The organism is Stenotrophomonas sp. STEN046 (assembly GCF_056759755.1).
The window spans coordinates 35,131-51,435 of the sequence record NZ_JBRRDR010000019.1; the positions used below are offsets into that span (position 1 = coordinate 35,131).

A 16,305-nucleotide genomic window follows, 5' to 3' on the forward strand; every position below is an offset into this window, starting at 1 on the left:
TCATGACCCCGGCCATTGCGGCCGGTGGCGCGGGCCCCGGCCCGCAGACTGCCAGCCCCCATGAACGCATCCGCCAAATTCACCACCTCCCAGATCCGCAGCGACTTCCTTGAATTCTTCAAGGGCAAAGGCCACACCATCGTGCCGTCGGCACCGCTGGTGCCTGGCAACGATCCGACCCTGCTGTTCACCAACTCCGGCATGGTGCAGTTCAAGGACGTGTTCCTCGGCGCGGAAAAGCGCAGCTACGTGCGCGCGGCCGACGTGCAGCGCTGCCTGCGTGCCGGCGGCAAGCACAACGACCTGGACCAGGTGGGTTACACCGCCCGTCACCACACCTTCTTCGAAATGCTGGGCAACTGGTCCTTCGGTGACTACTTCAAGAAGGACGCGATCGCCTGGGCGTGGGAGCTGCTGACCCAGGTCTGGAAGCTGCCGGCCGAGCGCCTGCTGGTGACCGTGTACCAGACCGACGACGAGGCTTACGCGCTGTGGCGCGACATGATCGGTATCCCCGAAGAGCGCATCGTGCGCATCGGCGACAACAAGGGTGCACCGTTCGCTTCGGACAATTTCTGGCAGATGGCCGATACCGGTCCCTGCGGCCCGTGCACGGAAATCTTCTATGACCACGGCGACCATATCGCCGGCGGCCCCCCGGGCTCCCCGGACGAAGACGGCGACCGTTTCATCGAAATCTGGAACCTGGTCTTCATGCAGTTCGATCGCCAGCCCGACGGCACGCTGATGCCGCTGCCGGCTCCGTGCGTGGACACGGGCATGGGCCTGGAGCGCCTGGCGGCGATCCTGCAGCACGTGCATACCAACTATGAGATCGACCTGTTCCAGGCGCTGATCCGCAAGGCCTCCGAGCTGACCGGCATGGCCGACCTGGAGAACAAGTCGTTGCGCGTGATCGCCGATCACATCCGTGCCTGTTCGTTCCTGATCGTCGATGGCGTGCTGCCGTCCAATGAGGGCCGCGGCTACGTGCTGCGCCGGATCATCCGCCGCGCCCTGCGCCATGGCTGGATGCTGGGCGTGCGCCAGCCGTTCTTCAGCAAGCTGGTGCCGACCCTGGTCGAGCAGATGGGCGAGGCCTACCCGGAACTGCCGGCCCAGCGCGATACCGTGCTGCGTGCACTGCAGGCCGAAGAAGAGCGTTTCGCGCAGACGCTGGATTCGGGCATGAAGATCTTCGACGACGTTGCCGCGAAGGTGAGCAACGGCGTGATCCCCGGTGTTGACGCTTTCCGCCTGTATGACACCTACGGCTTCCCGTTGGATCTGACCCAGGACATCGCCCGCGAGCGCAATCTGACCGTGGATATCGACGGCTTCGACGCCGCCATGAAGGAGCAGCGCGAGACTGGCCGTGCCGCCGGCAAGTTCGGTGGCGGCGTGACGCTTCCGGCCGAACTGGTGGCGACCCTGAGCCCGACCCGGTTCCTGGGCTATGACCGTCTGCAGGCCGATGGCCTGACTGTACTGGCCGTGCTCAAGGACGGTCGTCCGGTGCAGGCGGCTGATGCCGGCGACGCGGTCATCGTGATCACCAACCAGACGCCGTTCTACGCCGAATCCGGCGGCCAGGTCGGCGATACCGGCGTGCTCACCGGCAACGGCGTGCGCCTGGTCGTGGAAGACACCCAGAAGTTCGCAGGCCAGTTCCACGGTCATGTCGGCACGCTGGCCGAAGGCAGCCTGAAGGTCGGCGACGTGCTGGCCGGCCAGGTCGACGGTGAGCGCCGCGGTGCCACCATCCTCAACCACTCGGCCACCCACCTGCTGCATGCCGCCCTGCGCGAAGTGCTGGGCACCCACGTGCAGCAGAAGGGCTCGCTGGTGGCGCCGGACCGCCTGCGTTTCGACTTCTCGCACTTCCAGCCGATCAGCGCGGAAGAGCTGGCGGTGATCGAGCGCAAGGTCAACCAGCAGGTGCGAGCCAACAACGCTGCCGAAGTGCACAACATGGGCATGCAGGAGGCGCTGGACTTCGGTGCCATGGCCCTGTTCGGCGAAAAGTACGGCGAGCATGTGCGCGTGCTGAAGATGGGTGACTACTCCACCGAGCTGTGCGGTGGCACCCACGTCAACCGTACCGGCGACATCGGCCTGTTCAAGATCACCTCCGAAGGTGGTGTCTCGGCAGGCGTGCGCCGGATCGAGGCCGTCACCGGCCAGGGCGCGCTGGACTACGTGGATGCCGAAGAGGCCCGCCTGGCCGAAGCCGCCGAGCTGCTGGGCGGCAGCGCTGCCGATGTGGTCGAGAAGATCCGCGCCCTTGGCCAGCGCCAGAAGCAGCTGGAGCGCGAGCTGGAGGCCGTGAAGGCCAAGGTCGCCGCCGGCGCCACCGCGGACCTGTCCAGCCAGGCCGTCGAGGTGGCTGGCGTGAAGGTCCTGGCCGTGCGGCTGGAAGGCTTCGATGCCAAGGCCCTGCGTGACGCCATGGACCGCCTGAAGCAGCAGCTGGGCAACGCTGTGATCGTGCTGGCAGGCACCCAGGACGGCAAGGCAGCCCTGGTCGCGGGCGTGAACGGCAGTGCAATGGGCAAGGTCAAGGCCGGGGAACTGTTGTCCCATATCGCCGGTCAGATCGGGGGCAAGGGCGGCGGACGCCCGGACCTCGCCCAGGGTGGTGGCGAGGACGGGCCCGCCCTTGCCACCGCGCTGGCTGCGGTCGTCGAATGGGTCAGCCCCCGCCTGTGATGAATCCCCGCCGTCCCCCTCCTTGTAGGAGCGGGACGGCTGACGGTAACATTGCGAATCTTTTCCCTTTGTCGTGGGCGCGCTTCTTGACGGAGCGTCAAGCCGGTGGGGGATACCCTTCCACACGGTTCCATGGAGACTTACAAAAATGTTGATCCTGACTCGCCGCGTCGGCGAAACCCTGATGATCGGTGACTCGGTGAGCGTCACCGTGCTTGGCGTCAAGGGTAACCAGGTGCGTATCGGCATCACTGCGCCGAAGGACGTCGCTGTGCATCGCGAAGAGATCTACCAGCGCATCCAGCGTGGTGATGAAGCCGGCAGCACCGGTGGTGAAAATTCTGCGGAATAAAGCTTTACCTTCGCGCGTGATTAACGTTATGATTCACGCCCCGCTGAGGTGCATCGCACCAGACGCGGAGAAAACCCCGGAGCGATGCCCGAGCGGCTGAAGGGGCTCCCCTGCTAAGGGAGTATAGGGTCAAAAGCTCTATCGAGGGTTCGAATCCCTCTCGCTCCGCCAGATACAAGAAGCGCCTGCAGATCATCGATCTGCAGGCGTTTTTCTTTTCAGGCGTTGCTCAAAGCCTCACGGTTACGCCAACCTGGAAGCCACGCCCCGGCAGCGGTGCGATGTACTTCAGCGGTGAGTTGTGCGGGCGCGCTTCCTGGTTGAGCAGGTTGCTGCCATTGACGAATACCTCCACGCCGGCGATATGGGCATTACGCACCGGCAGTGCACGGCTGACCTGCAGGTCGACCAGGTTGAAGGCATCCAGCGGCACTTCTTCGCTGACATTGCGGCCGAGATATTTCTGGGTGTCGTAGTAGGTGCTCGACAGCTGCGCTTTCCAGCCTTCGCGCTGCCACTGCAGGCTGGCGCCGTAGCGGTTGGTCGGCATGTTCGGCAGATACTGGCCGTCGTTGTGCGCGCGCAGCGAATCAGGATGGTCCGCTTCGTTCTTCACCAGATCGGCGAAGGCGGAGAGGTTCAACGCGCCGTAGCGGCCGAGGTCAAGCGCCTGCGAAGCATCGATCTCAAACCCCTTCACCGTGGTGTCGGTCTGCTTCCAGTACTTCAGTGGCAGGCGGTTGGCAGTCTGCAGGCCGGAATAGCCGAGGTAGAGATAGTTCTGGTAGCGCATCCGATAGGCCGTGGCCGACAGTTCGAAACCGCCGAGATGGAACAGCCCGGTCAGCTCCAGGTTCTTCGCGCGCTCCGGTTCCAGGTTCTGGTTGCCTTCTTCCTGGGTCATCACCGAGTAGTGCGCGTTGCTCGCGTACAGCTCATTGATCTCGGGTGCGCGTTGCGAGGACGAATAGCGCACCTTGGCGGCGAACATCGGCCCCAGCTCGACATACGAACCGACGCTGTAGCTGTTGAGCCGGTAGGCGCGGTCCTCAAGTTTCGTGTTGGCGGCGTTGCGCGCGGTCTTGAAGCGGCTGGGCTGCAGAGCGTGGTCGACGCGTTCGTGGCGGACACCGGCATCGAGCGCGGCCCAGCCGAAGTCCAGCGTTTCCTTCAGGAATACCGCATTGCTGCGGGTTTCCACGTCGGGCAGGTAGCGCTGCGCGCCACTGCCGGTGACGTCACGCGACTGATGACTCAGGCCAAGCTGGCCACTGAGCGGACCCAGCCGCTTGTGCGCCAGCAGCAGCTCGGCCTGCATGCTCTGGAAATCGTAATCGTTGGCCTTTGCAGCGCCCAGGCGCTCGCCCGAGGTGTTGTCCAGCGTTGAAACGCGCAGCTCGGCACGTTCGAGGTACGGCAGCGGATCACGCAGCAGCGCTTCCAGCGCATAGCGCTGCTGCTTGATCACCACGCCCACCGGCAGGCCGTCGGAAGGGCTCGAGCCGAACGACAGGTTCTGCATCGAGAAGCCCGGCACGCCGTACTCGCTGTCCTTGGCGTCGATGCTGACGCCGACGTATCCGCGGTCGAAGAAATACGTGGAACCGAGCGCGACCTGCGAACTGCGCGAGTAGCTGTTGCCCAAGCGGTGATGGTAGTCGGGCGTCACATCATTGTTGATCTTCTTCTGCACGTACGGGGACGTGCCCGCGACATAGGCCGGGTTGGCTGGATTCACATAGGTACGTCGTTGCCAGACCGAGGTCGGGTTGTTGGTATAGAACGAGAAATCGCCGTCGGCCCAATCCGGGTTCTCGGTCATGAACTGGTCGATGTAGGGCTGCGAGGCCTTGTTGTAGACCTGCTGGACCCGAGCTTCCTTCTGGCAGCTGTCAGCCAGCGCACTGTTGACACCGCCAGTGGCCGGGAACAGTTGGGTGTTGCAGACGCCGGCCTTGCTGTTGCCGGGAATGTCGTAGTGCGAGATCCGCTGCCGCGATACCTGCAGGTTGGTGGAGATGTTGCGCTGGTTGTTGAAATTCATGCGGAAGCCCTGCGCGTCGGCCGCATTGAAGCCCTTGCGCAGGACCAGTTCCATCGATTGATCCTTGTCCTCCATCGTGCGCGAGACCAGGCCCGAATCGATGTCGACGCTGCCGCCGATGGCATTGCCGCCGTAGCGCACGGTGTCGGAGGACTTGTTGACGGTGACGCTGCGTACGAACAGCGGATCGAACGGAATGCTGATGTCGCCGCTGATCGCGTTCATGCCGAGGATGGACTGGCCGTCCTGCAGGATCTGCACGCGGTTGCCACTGAGGCTGCGGATGACCGGGGCGCCGGCGTTGGGTCCGAAGGCGCTGTTCTGCACACCAGACACGTGCTCGAGCATGCCGCCGAGGGTGCGGTTCTGGGCGAGGCTGTTGTCGACGGTGACCCGGCTGTCGATGCGGGACGGTTGCGTCGCCTCGACCTGCAGGGTGGGCAGCGTGGGCTCGTCCGCACCGTACGCGGTGTGGACGACCAGCAGGATGGCGGCGGCAAGCAGGTGGCGACGCATGACATACTCCGTGAAGATGGAGTGAAATGTTATAACGTAACGTCTTTGCGGCGCAATGTGCTGCCAGCGGCGTTTCCCTTGCCAGCGGTACCAGCAGCGCGCAGCATCGGTGCGCTGCACCCACGACGCACGCCGCCGCATCCTCTCCACTCGAACGGAGCATCGTATGAAGCTGTTGCCTGTCGCGTTGTTGACCGCATTGTTGCTGCCGGCGTGGCCGCTGCTGGCGGCCGATGCCACACCGTCACCGCTGCTGGGCCGCTGGGCGCTGGATATCGCAACCTCGGCGTTGCCGCAGGCGCAGCGCCCGCAACGGGTCGAGCTGGAGTTCCGCGATGCCGGGGGTGGCCGCTGGAGTTCGCACGTGGACATCGTGCTGCACGATGGCAAGACCATGACATCCAATGGCACGCTGGCCCTGGATGGCACGCCGGGTCCGCTGTCGGGCAGCTATGGCGCCGACAGGGCCAACCTGAAGCTGCCCGCTCCCAATACGCTGGTGATGCAGCTGGTTGACCATGGCGCGCCGGCGTCGACGCGTATCTACACCGTGGCCGCCGACCATTCGACACTGACCGAAACCAAGGCGTTCTACAGCCACGACGGAACGCCGATCCTGCAGACCAATCTGTTCAAGCGCATGCCCTAGCGCCGCCGGCACCGCGCCCGCGGATCGTTGATCCGCAGGCAGGGGGCCGTGGCCTTATACGGCGGACGGATCCTGTTTGCCGGTGTCGATGCCGTACCTGTCGATCGCGTACTGCATCCGCGAGCGCTCGATGCGACCTTCGTCGGCCAGTGCCTTCAGTGCGGCCAGCACGATGAAGTGGCGGTCCACCTCGAAGAAGGCGCGCAGCGATTCGCGTGTATCCGAGCGGCCGAAGCCGTCGGTGCCAAGTGCGATGAAACGACGGTCGCCGACGAAGGGACGGATCTGGTCAGCGACGATCTTCATGTAGTCGGTCGCCACCACCACCGGGCCGTCGTGGCCATGCAGGCACTGCTGCACGTACGGTACGCGGGGTTCCTCTGCCGGATGCAGCAGGTTCCAGCGCTCGGCGGCTAGCCCATCGCGGCGCAGTTCGGTCAGGCTGGTGGCGCTCCACACCTCGCTGGCGATGCCGAAGTCCTGCTGCAGCAGCTCGGCCGCCGCCTGTACCTCACGCAGGATCGCACCGCTGCCCATCAGCTGCACGCGTGGGCGGGTGACGTCGGCGGCGAGAGGATGCAGCAGGTACAGGCCCTTCAGGATGCCGGCCTCGGCGCCCTCGGGCAGGGCGGGGTGCGGGTAGTTCTCGTTGAGCAGGGTGATGTAGTAGTAGATGTCCTGCTGGTCCACGTACATCCGGCGCAGACCGTCGTGGATGATCACCGCCAGTTCGAAGTTGTAGGTCGGGTCGTAGGACACGCAGCTGGGAATCACCGACGACAGCACATGGCTGTGGCCGTCGTCATGCTGCAGGCCTTCGCCCATCAGCGTGGTACGGCCGGACGTCGCGCCGAGCAGGAAACCGCGGGTGCGCGCATCGGCGGCAGCCCAGGCCAGGTCACCCACGCGCTGCAGGCCGAACATCGAATAGAAGATGTAGAACGGGATCGTGGCCAGGCCGTGGTTGCTGTAGGCGGTGCCGGCCGCGATCCATGAGCAGATCGCGCCGGATTCGTTGATGCCTTCCTGCAGGATCTGGCCGTCCTTGGCCTCCTTGTAGTAACTCAGCTGGCCAGCATCCTGCGGGGTATACAACTGGCCGAGGTAGGAGTGGATGCCGATCTGGCGGAACAGGCCCTCCATGCCGAAGGTGCGCGACTCGTCCGGTACGATCGGGATCACCCGCTGGCCCAGCTCCGGGTCCTTGAGCAGGGTGGTGAGGATGCGAACGAAGCCCATGGTGGTGGACTGGCCGCGATCGCCGCTGCCCTGCAGCTGCGTGTTGAAGCTGGACAAGGGCGGCAGCGGCAGTGGATCGACCCTGGCCAGGCGCGCGGGCAGCTGTCCACCCTGGATGCGGCGGCGCTCGGCGAAGTAGGTCGCCTCGGCGCTGCCCGGCTGCGGACGCAGGTATGGCATTTCCTCCAGCTGTTCATCGCTGACTGGCAGGTCGAAGCGATCGCGGAACGCGCGCACTGCATCGGCGCTCATCTTCTTCAGCTGATGGTTGATGTTCTGTCCTTCGCCCGCCTCGCCCATGCCAAAGCCCTTCACGGTCTTGGCCAGTACTACGGTCGGCCGGCCGCAGGTGTTCACCGCCTGCTGGTAGGCGGCATACACCTTCTGCGGATCGTGGCCGCCGCGTGCCAGTGCCCAGATGTCGTCGTCGCTGAGGTGCGCGACCAGCTCCAGCAGTTGCGGATAACGGCCGAAGAAGTGCTCGCGCACGTAGGCGCCGCTCTGCGACTTGAAGGTCTGGTAGTCGCCGTCCACGCATTCCATCATGCGCTGGCGCAGCAGGCCACTGTGGTCGCGGGCCAGCAGGTCATCCCAGCCGCCACCCCAGATCAGCTTGATCACGTTCCAGCCGGCGGCGCGGAAGGTGCCTTCCAGTTCCTGGATGACCTTGGCGTTGCCACGCACCGGGCCGTCCAGGCGCTGCAGGTTGCAGTTGACCACGAACACCAGGTTGTCCAGGCGCTCGCGGCCGGCCAGCGAGATCGCCGCCAACGATTCGGGCTGATCCATTTCACCATCGCCGAGGAAGGCCCAGACCTTGCGGCCCTGGTGTTCCTTCAGGCCGCGGTATTCCAGGTAGCGCATGTAGCGGGCCTGGTAGGCGGCGGTCAGCGGGCCCAGCCCCATCGACACGGTGGGGAACTGCCAGAACTCCGGCATCAAGCGCGGGTGCGGATACGAGGACAGGCCTTCGCGGCCCGCTTCGCGGCGGAAGTTGTCCATCCGTGCCGGATCGATGCGGCCTTCGACGTACGCGCGGCCGTAGATGCCTGGCGCGGAGTGGCCCTGGATGTAGACCATGTCGCCGTCGAAGGTATCGGTGCGGCCCCGGAAAAAGTGGTCGAAGCCTACGTCGTACAGCACTGCCGCCGACTGGTAGGTGGCGATGTGGCCACCGACGTTGGAGTGCTTGCCGGCGCGCAGCACCATCACCATCGCATTCCAGCGGATCATCGCGTTCAGTCGCCGCTCGATGGCCAGGTCACCCGGATAGGCCGGCTGGCGTTCGGGCGGGATGGTGTTGACGTAGGCGGTCCAGGCGCGGGTATGCAGGTCACCGTGCTGCTGCGCGTCGAGGTCGCTGAGCTGGTCGATCAGGTAGTGTGCGCGGGGCCGGCCACCGGCCTGCATCACCGCCTCCAGCGATTCACGCCACTCCTGCGTTTCCAGCGGATCGGTATCGAAGGGGATGAGGGCTTGGTTCATGGCTGTCTCCAGAGGGCGTGGGCCGGACCTCTGCCTGGGCGACAACACCGGCAGGGCGCACAGCACTGGAGCGGGGTCGCAACGGCAGCGCCGTGACGCGAAGGCGACCGTGACGGTCACCGGGGAGATCAGCGTAGGCGGCGCGCCGCGGCTTCGATAGGCGGGCACGGCTTGGGTCTCTGGCAAGCAGCGGTTGGCGCTGCGAGCATGCGCGGCCGGGGCGGCAGGTGGCTTGACCGGGCACGCCCCCCTGCACGGCCGAGCGATGCCCGGCGGCGCTTTTTTCAGGATGCATCCGGGCGTGGGCCCGGTTCTGCCGCTGATCGCTCAATCGTGATCGAAACGGAGCGGTTCGCTGCCCATCGCCGGATCGCTGGTACCGGGCCGGCCATCCTCGGCGCGCCCAGCCAGCCGTTGCCGGGCGTTGCCGGCCTGCAGCCGCAGGTCGTACCAGCCGGCAGTGGGGCCGGCGTCCCAGGCCACAACGGTCTCGGCACGTGCCGGCAATGACAGTTCACGTTCGGGCATGTGGCCATCGTAGGCACCGGGCGCGATCTGCAGTGCCTGCGCGGTATCGCCCGGGTTGCGCAGCAGCAGGCGCAGTCGTCCGTCGCTGCGTTCCACCCGTGCCTGCAGCGGCAGCGGTGCACGGGTGCTGCCCTGGAAGTGCCGATGGAAGCCGTTCGGCCCCAGCACCCAGAGATCGTAGTGGCCCTGCGCGTCCACTGGCCAACGGTCCTGCAGCGGTGTGCCTGGCAGCACGGTGTAGCGGCGCGGGATGGCATCCAGCCGCAGGCGGTCATAGACATGCAGGACCGCCGCGGCGCCTTCGCAGGACAGCTGCAGGGTGATGCCGTCGCCGTCGACCGTGCTGGCCTGCACGTGCGGGCGATAGGGCAATGGTCGTGCCGGCCGTACCCCCGCCTCCTGGCGTGCCGCCTGCAGGCTCTCCGGCAGGGCAGGCACCGTACGGCCCGGCAGGGCGGCGGCGCGGGCGGCGATGGCGGTGACATCCGGCAGCGCCTTGGCGAATGGGCGCGTGTCACGCTGGGCGAAGTCGAAGGCGTCGACAAGGTCGCCACAGACCGCACGCCGCCAGGGCGAGATGTCCGGGGCGGCCACGCCGAAGCGACGTTCAATCAGCCGCAGTACCGAGGTGTGGTCGTAGACATGCGAATCGACCCAACCGCCGCGGCTCCATGGCGAGATCACGTACAGCGGCACGCGCGGGCCAAGCCCATAGGGGCGTCCGCGCAGCTCGGCGGCATCGTATTTCTCGTCGCCCGGTGCCGGGTGCAGGTGGTACTCGCCGCCGGTGCTGATCGCGGACGCGCCAGCCCAGCCCTGGCCGAGCGGCGAGGGCGGCGCCGGTGGTGGCACATGGTCGAAAAAGCCATCGTTCTCATCGAACATCAGCAGCAGCGCCGTGCGGCTCCAGACGTCCGGGTCTGCGGTCAGCGCATCGAGCACGCGCGCGGTATAGGCCGCACCCTGCGCGGGGCTGGATGGGCCGGGATGCTCGCTGCCGGCAGCATCGGCGATGATGAAGCTGACCTGTGGCAGCCGCCCGCTGATCGCATCGTCGCGCAGTTGTGCCAGGCCACGGGTGCTGACACCGCGCTCGCGCAGGTGCTGGTCATGCCCCGGCTCGCCGCGATAGGCCTGGCGGAAGGTCTCGAAGCCGGCCAGCGGGTTGTCGGTGAAGTTGTCAGCCATGTCCTGGTAGATCTGCCAGGACACGCCGGCCTGCTGCAGGCGTTCAACGTAGCTGGCCCAGCGGTACGAGTCCGGATGGCCCCCGTGCTCGGGGAAATTGTCGTGCGAATTGGCGATGACCGGCCCGCCCGCGCGTGCCGCGGCATCGTTGTGACCGGTCCACAGGAACACGCGATTGGGATTGGTGCCGGCCTGCATGGCGCAGTGGTAGGCATCGCAGATCGTGAACGCATCGGCGAGAGCGAACTGGAACGGCATGTCGCTGCGCTGGAAATAGCCCATCGAATGGTTCTGCTTGGCCTTCGGCCACTGCGCCATGCGTCCGTGGTCCCAGGCCTGCTGCGCGTCGGGCCAGGTGTGCGGCGTACCTTCCACCCGCATGTAGCCGAAGTGCGCGGCGGTATCCAGCGGGAACGGCGCAATGGCCCGGCTGCCACTGGCGTCTGGCTGCAGCCACACGCTGCGCGCCGCATCGGCCCCAGCCAGGGGCGATGCGGGAACCACGAAACGATCACCGAAGCCACGTACCCCGGGCAGGGTGCCGAAGTAGTGGTCGAATGAGCGGTTCTCCTGCATGAACACCACGATGTGCTGCAGGTCCTGCAGGCTGCGGGTGTGCGCAGCGGGGGCGATCGCTGCTGCCCGGGCGATGCTGGGCAGCAGTGGCGAAAGGCCGGCGGCAACGCCGGCCTGCAACAGTCGGCGTCGGCCGGGATCGGTCACAGGGTCACACTCACAAGTCCACGCGGAAGGAGATGCCGACGGTGCGCGGGGCGCCGATGAAGGCGTTGTCACGCCCGTCCACACCTGCAAGATAGCGCTTGTTGGTCAGGTTGCTCACCACCAGGTTGGCACCCATGCCCTTCAGGCGCGGTGACAGGCCCTGCAGGTCGAAGCCGAGGTTGGCATTGAACACGGTGGCCGAGGGCAGTTTGTTGACGTTGGCCGCATCCAGGTAGCGCGTGCCCAGGTAACGGCCGGACAGGCCAAAGTTCCAGTTCTCGCCCTGCCAGTCGGCTGACACCACCAGGATCTGCTCGGGCTGGCCGATCACCTTGGCGCCGTCGACGATGCCCAGCTGCGCGTCGCGCGCATCATTGCCGCTGCCCAGGTATTTGGAACGGTTGTAGGTGTAGGCACTGTTGATCCGCCAACCGTTGTCCCAGCCGTAGCCGAAGGCCGCTTCCAGGCCGTTGCTCTCCACGCCGCCGAAATTCTCGTAGACGCCATCGGTTTCGCCCAGGTAGTCGATGCCGCTGACCAGGCCCGCGGGCAGGTAGACGATGCGGTTGTCGAACTTGATGTTGTACAGCGTCACCGAAGCCGTCAGCGGCCAGCGGCTGATGCGCATGCCCAGCTCGATGTTGTCGGCGGTTTCCGGTTCCACGTTGCGGAAGCGCTGCGGATCGGTTTCGCCGAGAACGCCGGAGGGAATGGCGGCGAAGTTCTGCGAGTAGCCGGCAAACAGCTCCATGCCTTCCACGCCCGGCGCCCAGGTGAAGCCGGTGGACAGCAGCGGATCGGACTTCGAATCGGACTTCACGCTTTCGCTGGCGCCGATCACACGGCGGCGCGATTGGTCGACGAAGAACTGCTTGACGCCCACGCGCGCGCTGAACGGGCCGAAACGGGCCACGTCCTCGACGTAGTACATCTGCTCGTCGACCTTGTACTTGTCCTCGAACTGGACCCAGTACGGTTGGTGGTCGAAGGCAATGCTCTGGCCCACGTTCAGCAGGCGATGCCAGTCGCGTCGCGCCGAACGGTCGAGCTTCTCCACCCACAGGCCACCACGCACGGTGTTGTCGATGCTGCCGAAGGTCTGGCGCCATTCGACATCGGCGGTGACGCCAACGCGGTCGTTGTCATAGTGCGTGTGGCGATACGACTGCGCACCCTGCACGTTGCCTGCATAGCAGTTGGGGTCGTACTCGGCAGTGAAGCCCAATCGCGGCGTGCAGCTGGCCAGGCGCTGCGCGCTGCTGCCATCGGGATTGACGAAATAGATCTGGCCGCGGTTGCTGCCACCGTAGACGGTCTTGCCGCCGAGATACTCCGATTGCGGGCGGCCGGCGCCGTCGTCGCTGACATCGGCAAGGTAGGGCGGCAACCAGTCGCCGCGGCCCTGCATGCGATGGCCGTAGGCGGCCATCGAGGCCTTGAATCCATTGCCGCCGTCGAAGGCCGCACGCAGGTAACCGAAGGTGTTCTCGCGCAGTGCGCGCGAACCCGAGCGATAGTTCTGGTCCAGGTAGGGGACGCCGGTCAGCGTACCGACCAGGGCATCGTGATCGGGATCGGTGGCAAAGCCCTTGGGCGAGACGCTGGTGTATTCGGGTTCGTCGGCATCGTTGTAGGACAGGTAACCGGTCAGCGTCCAGCGGTCCAGTTCGGTGATGAACTTGGCGGCGATGTGATCGTTGCTGGTGTGCCCGGTGCCATCGATCCAGTCATGCACGCGTGCCGACGAGGCGCTGATCCAGGCGCGGGTGTGGCCACCGAGAAGCCCGGTGTCGTAGCGCACGTAGTACTTGCGGGCGTCGTTGTCGCCGGCACCGACCACCATGCGCAGGCGGCTGTCCTGCAGCGGGTCGCTGGTGAGGAAGTTCAGGGTGCCGCCGAGCGCCTCGTTCGAGCGCGAGGAGATATCGGCCGTGCCCTGGCTGACTTCCACCGTTTCCAGGTCCAGGGTGTCGATGTAGCGGTTGGCCAGCGAGCCGCCGCCGTAACCCGAGCCGCCATTGGGCAGGCCGTCGATGGTGGTACCGATCTGCTGCGTATCGCGGTTGGTGACAAAGCCGCGCATGCTGATCTGCGTACCCCACACCGAGGAACCGGTGGCGTCTGCCTCGCTGACCACCACCCCGGGCACTTCGTTGAGCGCGCCGTTGACACTGCTCAGCACGGTCTGGCGCTTCAGTGTTTCCTGGCTCACCGACGTCTTGGCATAGCTGGTGGCCTGGCCGATCACCTGTACCTGGTCGAGGGTGCGGGCATCGGCGCTGCGCGTATCGGCGGCCTCGCCCTGCGGTGCTTCGGCCAAGGCGTCCAGTGCGGGGGCGATCAGCAGGGCAAGCAGCGAGACACGGGGAAAGCGCGCAATCGTTCGCATCGAAACCGGACCTTCAGGAGAGGAAAGTCCGGCAGTGTCGGCAGTGCCGATGACATGGCGGTGACGCGCAGATGCAGGTCGTGTGTTGCGTGATGACCGGCACTGTTGGCCGCAATGCTCAGTAGCGCGCGTCCTTCGGTTTGGGGTCGCGTGGCCAGTCCTTGGCCTTGCCGGCGAAATCCGGGCGTGGCTGGTTGATGAAGTAGCTGGCGATGTCCACCGCATCCTGGTCGGGCATCACCTGCTGGCCCAGTGGCGGTTCACGGCTCGCAGCTGGCGGCATGTTGTGCTTGACGAAGCCGGCCGCCTTGTACAGCCGTGCCATGCCGGCACCGATGTTGAAGCTGCGCTCGCCCCACAACGGCGGGAACGCGATATCACCGCTGGCATCGCGCCGGCCTTCACCGTTGTCGCCGTGGCAGGCAGCGCACTGGGCGGCATACAGCGCCTGTCCGCGCACCGGGTCCGGGGTCAATGTGCTGTCGATCGGGCCTTCACTGGGCGCAGCCACGCGCGCCCCGTCAGGTACCGGCCGGCTCAGCCATGCCATGTATTCCAGCATCGCGCGCATCTCCGGCGCGTCCTTGGCCAGCGGTTTGCCGTTCATCGATCGCTGCAGGCAGCCGTTGATGCGTTCGGTCAGGCCGATCTCCTTGCCTGGGCGCGGCATGTAACGCGGGTAGCTGCCACCCCCGGTGTTGAGATAATGATTGCCGAACGGGCGCTTGCCCTCGGCCATGTGGCAGGAGTTGCAGTTCAGATCGTTGCCGACGTTGTCCGGCAGCAGCCGCGCGGTTTCGTTGAGCAGGCGCCGGCCGTACATCACCGAATCGGCATTGCCGAGGCTGGCGATTTCCTCGGCGCTGGGCAGGTGGTACTGGCCCACGACCTGTCCATGCGCGTCGAGGATATCGAGTGTCTGAGCGGAAGCAGCGTCCAGATCGGGATGCAGGTGCGCGTACGCCAGCATGCCGGCACCGGCCATCAGCACTGCCACGACGGTGGTCGTCAGCAGCCAACGCGGGTGTTTCTTCGAACGCCTCATCGCACGGCCTCCTGCGGAACGCTGTGCACCGGTTTGTCACGGACCACCCGGCGCATGCGTGCCACCTCCACTTCAGACACTGCGCTGGCCTGGTTGCCCCAACTGCTGCGGATGAAGGTGAGAATGTCGGCCAGCTGCGCGTTGGGCAGCTGCTCGAAGCCGGGCATGGTGAACGCCATGCGGTCATGTGCGGTATGCGGTGTGCGCCCGCCGATCAATGTGACCTGCACCAGCGAACTGGGATCGTCGGCAAACACGATCGAGTTGCCGGCCAGGGCAGGGTAGATCCGTGGCATGCCACGGCCATCGGCGCGGTGGCAGGCCTGGCAGTGTTCGGCGTAGGCCAGCGATCCAGCGACCCGGTAGTCGCCACTGCGCAGTGCGGCGGTGGTGGTGTCGCTGCCGGGCGTCCACTGTGCGCTGCGGCCTTCGCGTGCCGGCAACTGCTTCAGGTAGCGCGCCATCGCCAGCAGATCGGCGTCGCTCAGGTACTGCGTGCTGTGTTCGACCACATCGGCCATGCCGCCGAAGGCTGCGGAGCGATCGGTTCGCCCGGTGCGCAGGAAATCGACGATCTCGCCTTCGCTCCAGCTGGCCAGGCCGGTGGCTTCGCTGCGCAGGTTCTTCGCATACCAGCCCTCCAGCACCGAGCCGGACAGGAACTGGCGGCTGCCATCATCGGCCATCGCTTTTTCCTGGAAGGCCAGCCCGCGCGGGGTATGGCACGCACCGCAGTGGGCCAGGCCTTCGACCAGCTCGGCGCCCCGTTGCTGCCCCGCATCCAGCGCCGGATCGGCCACGAAACTGCGCGGGCGGGCAAACAGCAGCTGCCACCAGGCCAATGGCCAACGCATGTTTGCCGGCCAGGGGATGGTGCTGTCTGCGTTGTCCTGCCTGACCGGTTCCACCGCGCCCATGAAATAGGCGTACAGCGCTTTGATCTCCGCATCGCTGGCGATCACGTAGGAGGCATAGGGCATGGCCGGATACAGCGGCTGGCCATCGTGGCGGATGCCACGCCGCACCGCGCGCTCGAAATCGGCGTACTCGTATGCACCGATGCCGGTGCCGGGATCGGGGGTGATGTTGGTCGAATACAGCGTGCCCATCGGCGTCTGCATGCCGAGACCACCGGCGAACGGCTTGCCGCCCGGCGCGGTGTGGCAGGCCGCGCAATCGGCCGCGCGGGACAGGTACTGCCCCTGCGCGATCAGCGCCGGGTCGTGGATGTCGACCTGGGCCGGCTGCCGGGGAGCGAACCAGTACGGGGTACTGCGGGCGATGCCGTAGGCGGCGGCCAGGGCGGCGGCCAGGGCAATGGCGAGCTTGAACGAGGTACGCATGCGCGCACTGTGCGCAAACACACCGGCGTGTTCATTGATCCGGATCAATGCCGAGGTCGATCGCGCCATTGTGACAAACTGAATCGATCCTGCGC

General features: G+C 66.0%; 9 protein-coding genes and 1 tRNA gene. 4 read left to right on the plus strand and 6 right to left on the minus strand.

The window, feature by feature from the left end; genetic code table 11:
- Positions 1 to 60 precede the first annotated feature (60 nt).
- The 3 genes from alaS (at position 61) to ACVOLJ_RS11035 (ending at position 3,232) form a co-directional block, all read left to right on the plus strand.
- Positions 61 to 2,709: an alanine--tRNA ligase gene (gene alaS / locus ACVOLJ_RS11025; protein WP_481564122.1), complete on the plus strand. Its 2,649-nt coding sequence runs from the start codon at positions 61 to 63 to the stop codon at positions 2,707 to 2,709.
- A gap of 148 nt (positions 2,710 to 2,857) precedes the next feature.
- Positions 2,858 to 3,061 (plus strand): carbon storage regulator CsrA, encoded by a 204-nt coding sequence (gene csrA / locus ACVOLJ_RS11030; RefSeq protein ID WP_025878924.1) that lies wholly within the window; start codon positions 2,858 to 2,860, stop codon positions 3,059 to 3,061.
- 78 nt (positions 3,062 to 3,139) lie between these two features.
- Positions 3,140 to 3,232: transfer RNA gene (locus ACVOLJ_RS11035), tRNA-Ser, on the plus strand.
- Positions 3,233 to 3,290: 58 nt separating this feature from the next.
- Here ACVOLJ_RS11035 and ACVOLJ_RS11040 read toward each other — a convergent pair.
- On the minus strand, positions 3,291 to 5,621 hold the full coding sequence (locus ACVOLJ_RS11040) for a TonB-dependent receptor (RefSeq protein ID WP_481564123.1): 2,331 nt from the start codon (positions 5,619 to 5,621) through the stop codon (positions 3,291 to 3,293).
- A 166-nt stretch (positions 5,622 to 5,787) separates the two neighbouring features.
- Between ACVOLJ_RS11040 and ACVOLJ_RS11045 the strand changes: the two genes are divergently transcribed.
- Positions 5,788 to 6,270, plus strand: a complete 483-nt coding sequence (locus tag ACVOLJ_RS11045) for a LuxR family transcriptional regulator (protein WP_481564124.1) — start codon at positions 5,788 to 5,790, stop codon at positions 6,268 to 6,270.
- A 54-nt stretch (positions 6,271 to 6,324) separates the two neighbouring features.
- On the opposite strand, the gene aceE is transcribed toward ACVOLJ_RS11045, so the two are convergent.
- From aceE to ACVOLJ_RS11070, 5 genes are all read right to left on the minus strand, one after another.
- On the minus strand, positions 6,325 to 8,994 hold the full coding sequence (aceE, locus tag ACVOLJ_RS11050) for a pyruvate dehydrogenase (acetyl-transferring), homodimeric type (protein WP_475278116.1): 2,670 nt from the start codon (positions 8,992 to 8,994) through the stop codon (positions 6,325 to 6,327).
- A 327-nt stretch (positions 8,995 to 9,321) separates the two neighbouring features.
- Positions 9,322 to 11,433 carry a phosphocholine-specific phospholipase C gene (locus ACVOLJ_RS11055; RefSeq protein ID WP_481564125.1) on the minus strand — a complete coding sequence of 704 codons (2,112 nt, stop codon included), beginning with the start codon at positions 11,431 to 11,433 and terminating at the stop codon, positions 9,322 to 9,324.
- A gap of 10 nt (positions 11,434 to 11,443) precedes the next feature.
- Positions 11,444 to 13,822, minus strand: coding sequence for a TonB-dependent receptor (locus ACVOLJ_RS11060; protein ID WP_481564126.1), 2,379 nt, complete (start codon positions 13,820 to 13,822; stop codon positions 11,444 to 11,446).
- A 118-nt stretch (positions 13,823 to 13,940) separates the two neighbouring features.
- Positions 13,941 to 14,867: a c-type cytochrome gene (locus tag ACVOLJ_RS11065; protein ID WP_481564127.1), complete on the minus strand. Its 927-nt coding sequence runs from the start codon at positions 14,865 to 14,867 to the stop codon at positions 13,941 to 13,943.
- Positions 14,864 to 16,210, minus strand: coding sequence for a c-type cytochrome (locus ACVOLJ_RS11070; RefSeq protein WP_481564138.1), 1,347 nt, complete (start codon positions 16,208 to 16,210; stop codon positions 14,864 to 14,866). Before ACVOLJ_RS11070 ends, ACVOLJ_RS11065 begins: the two co-directional genes overlap by 4 nt.
- Positions 16,211 to 16,305: the final 95 nt, after the last annotated feature.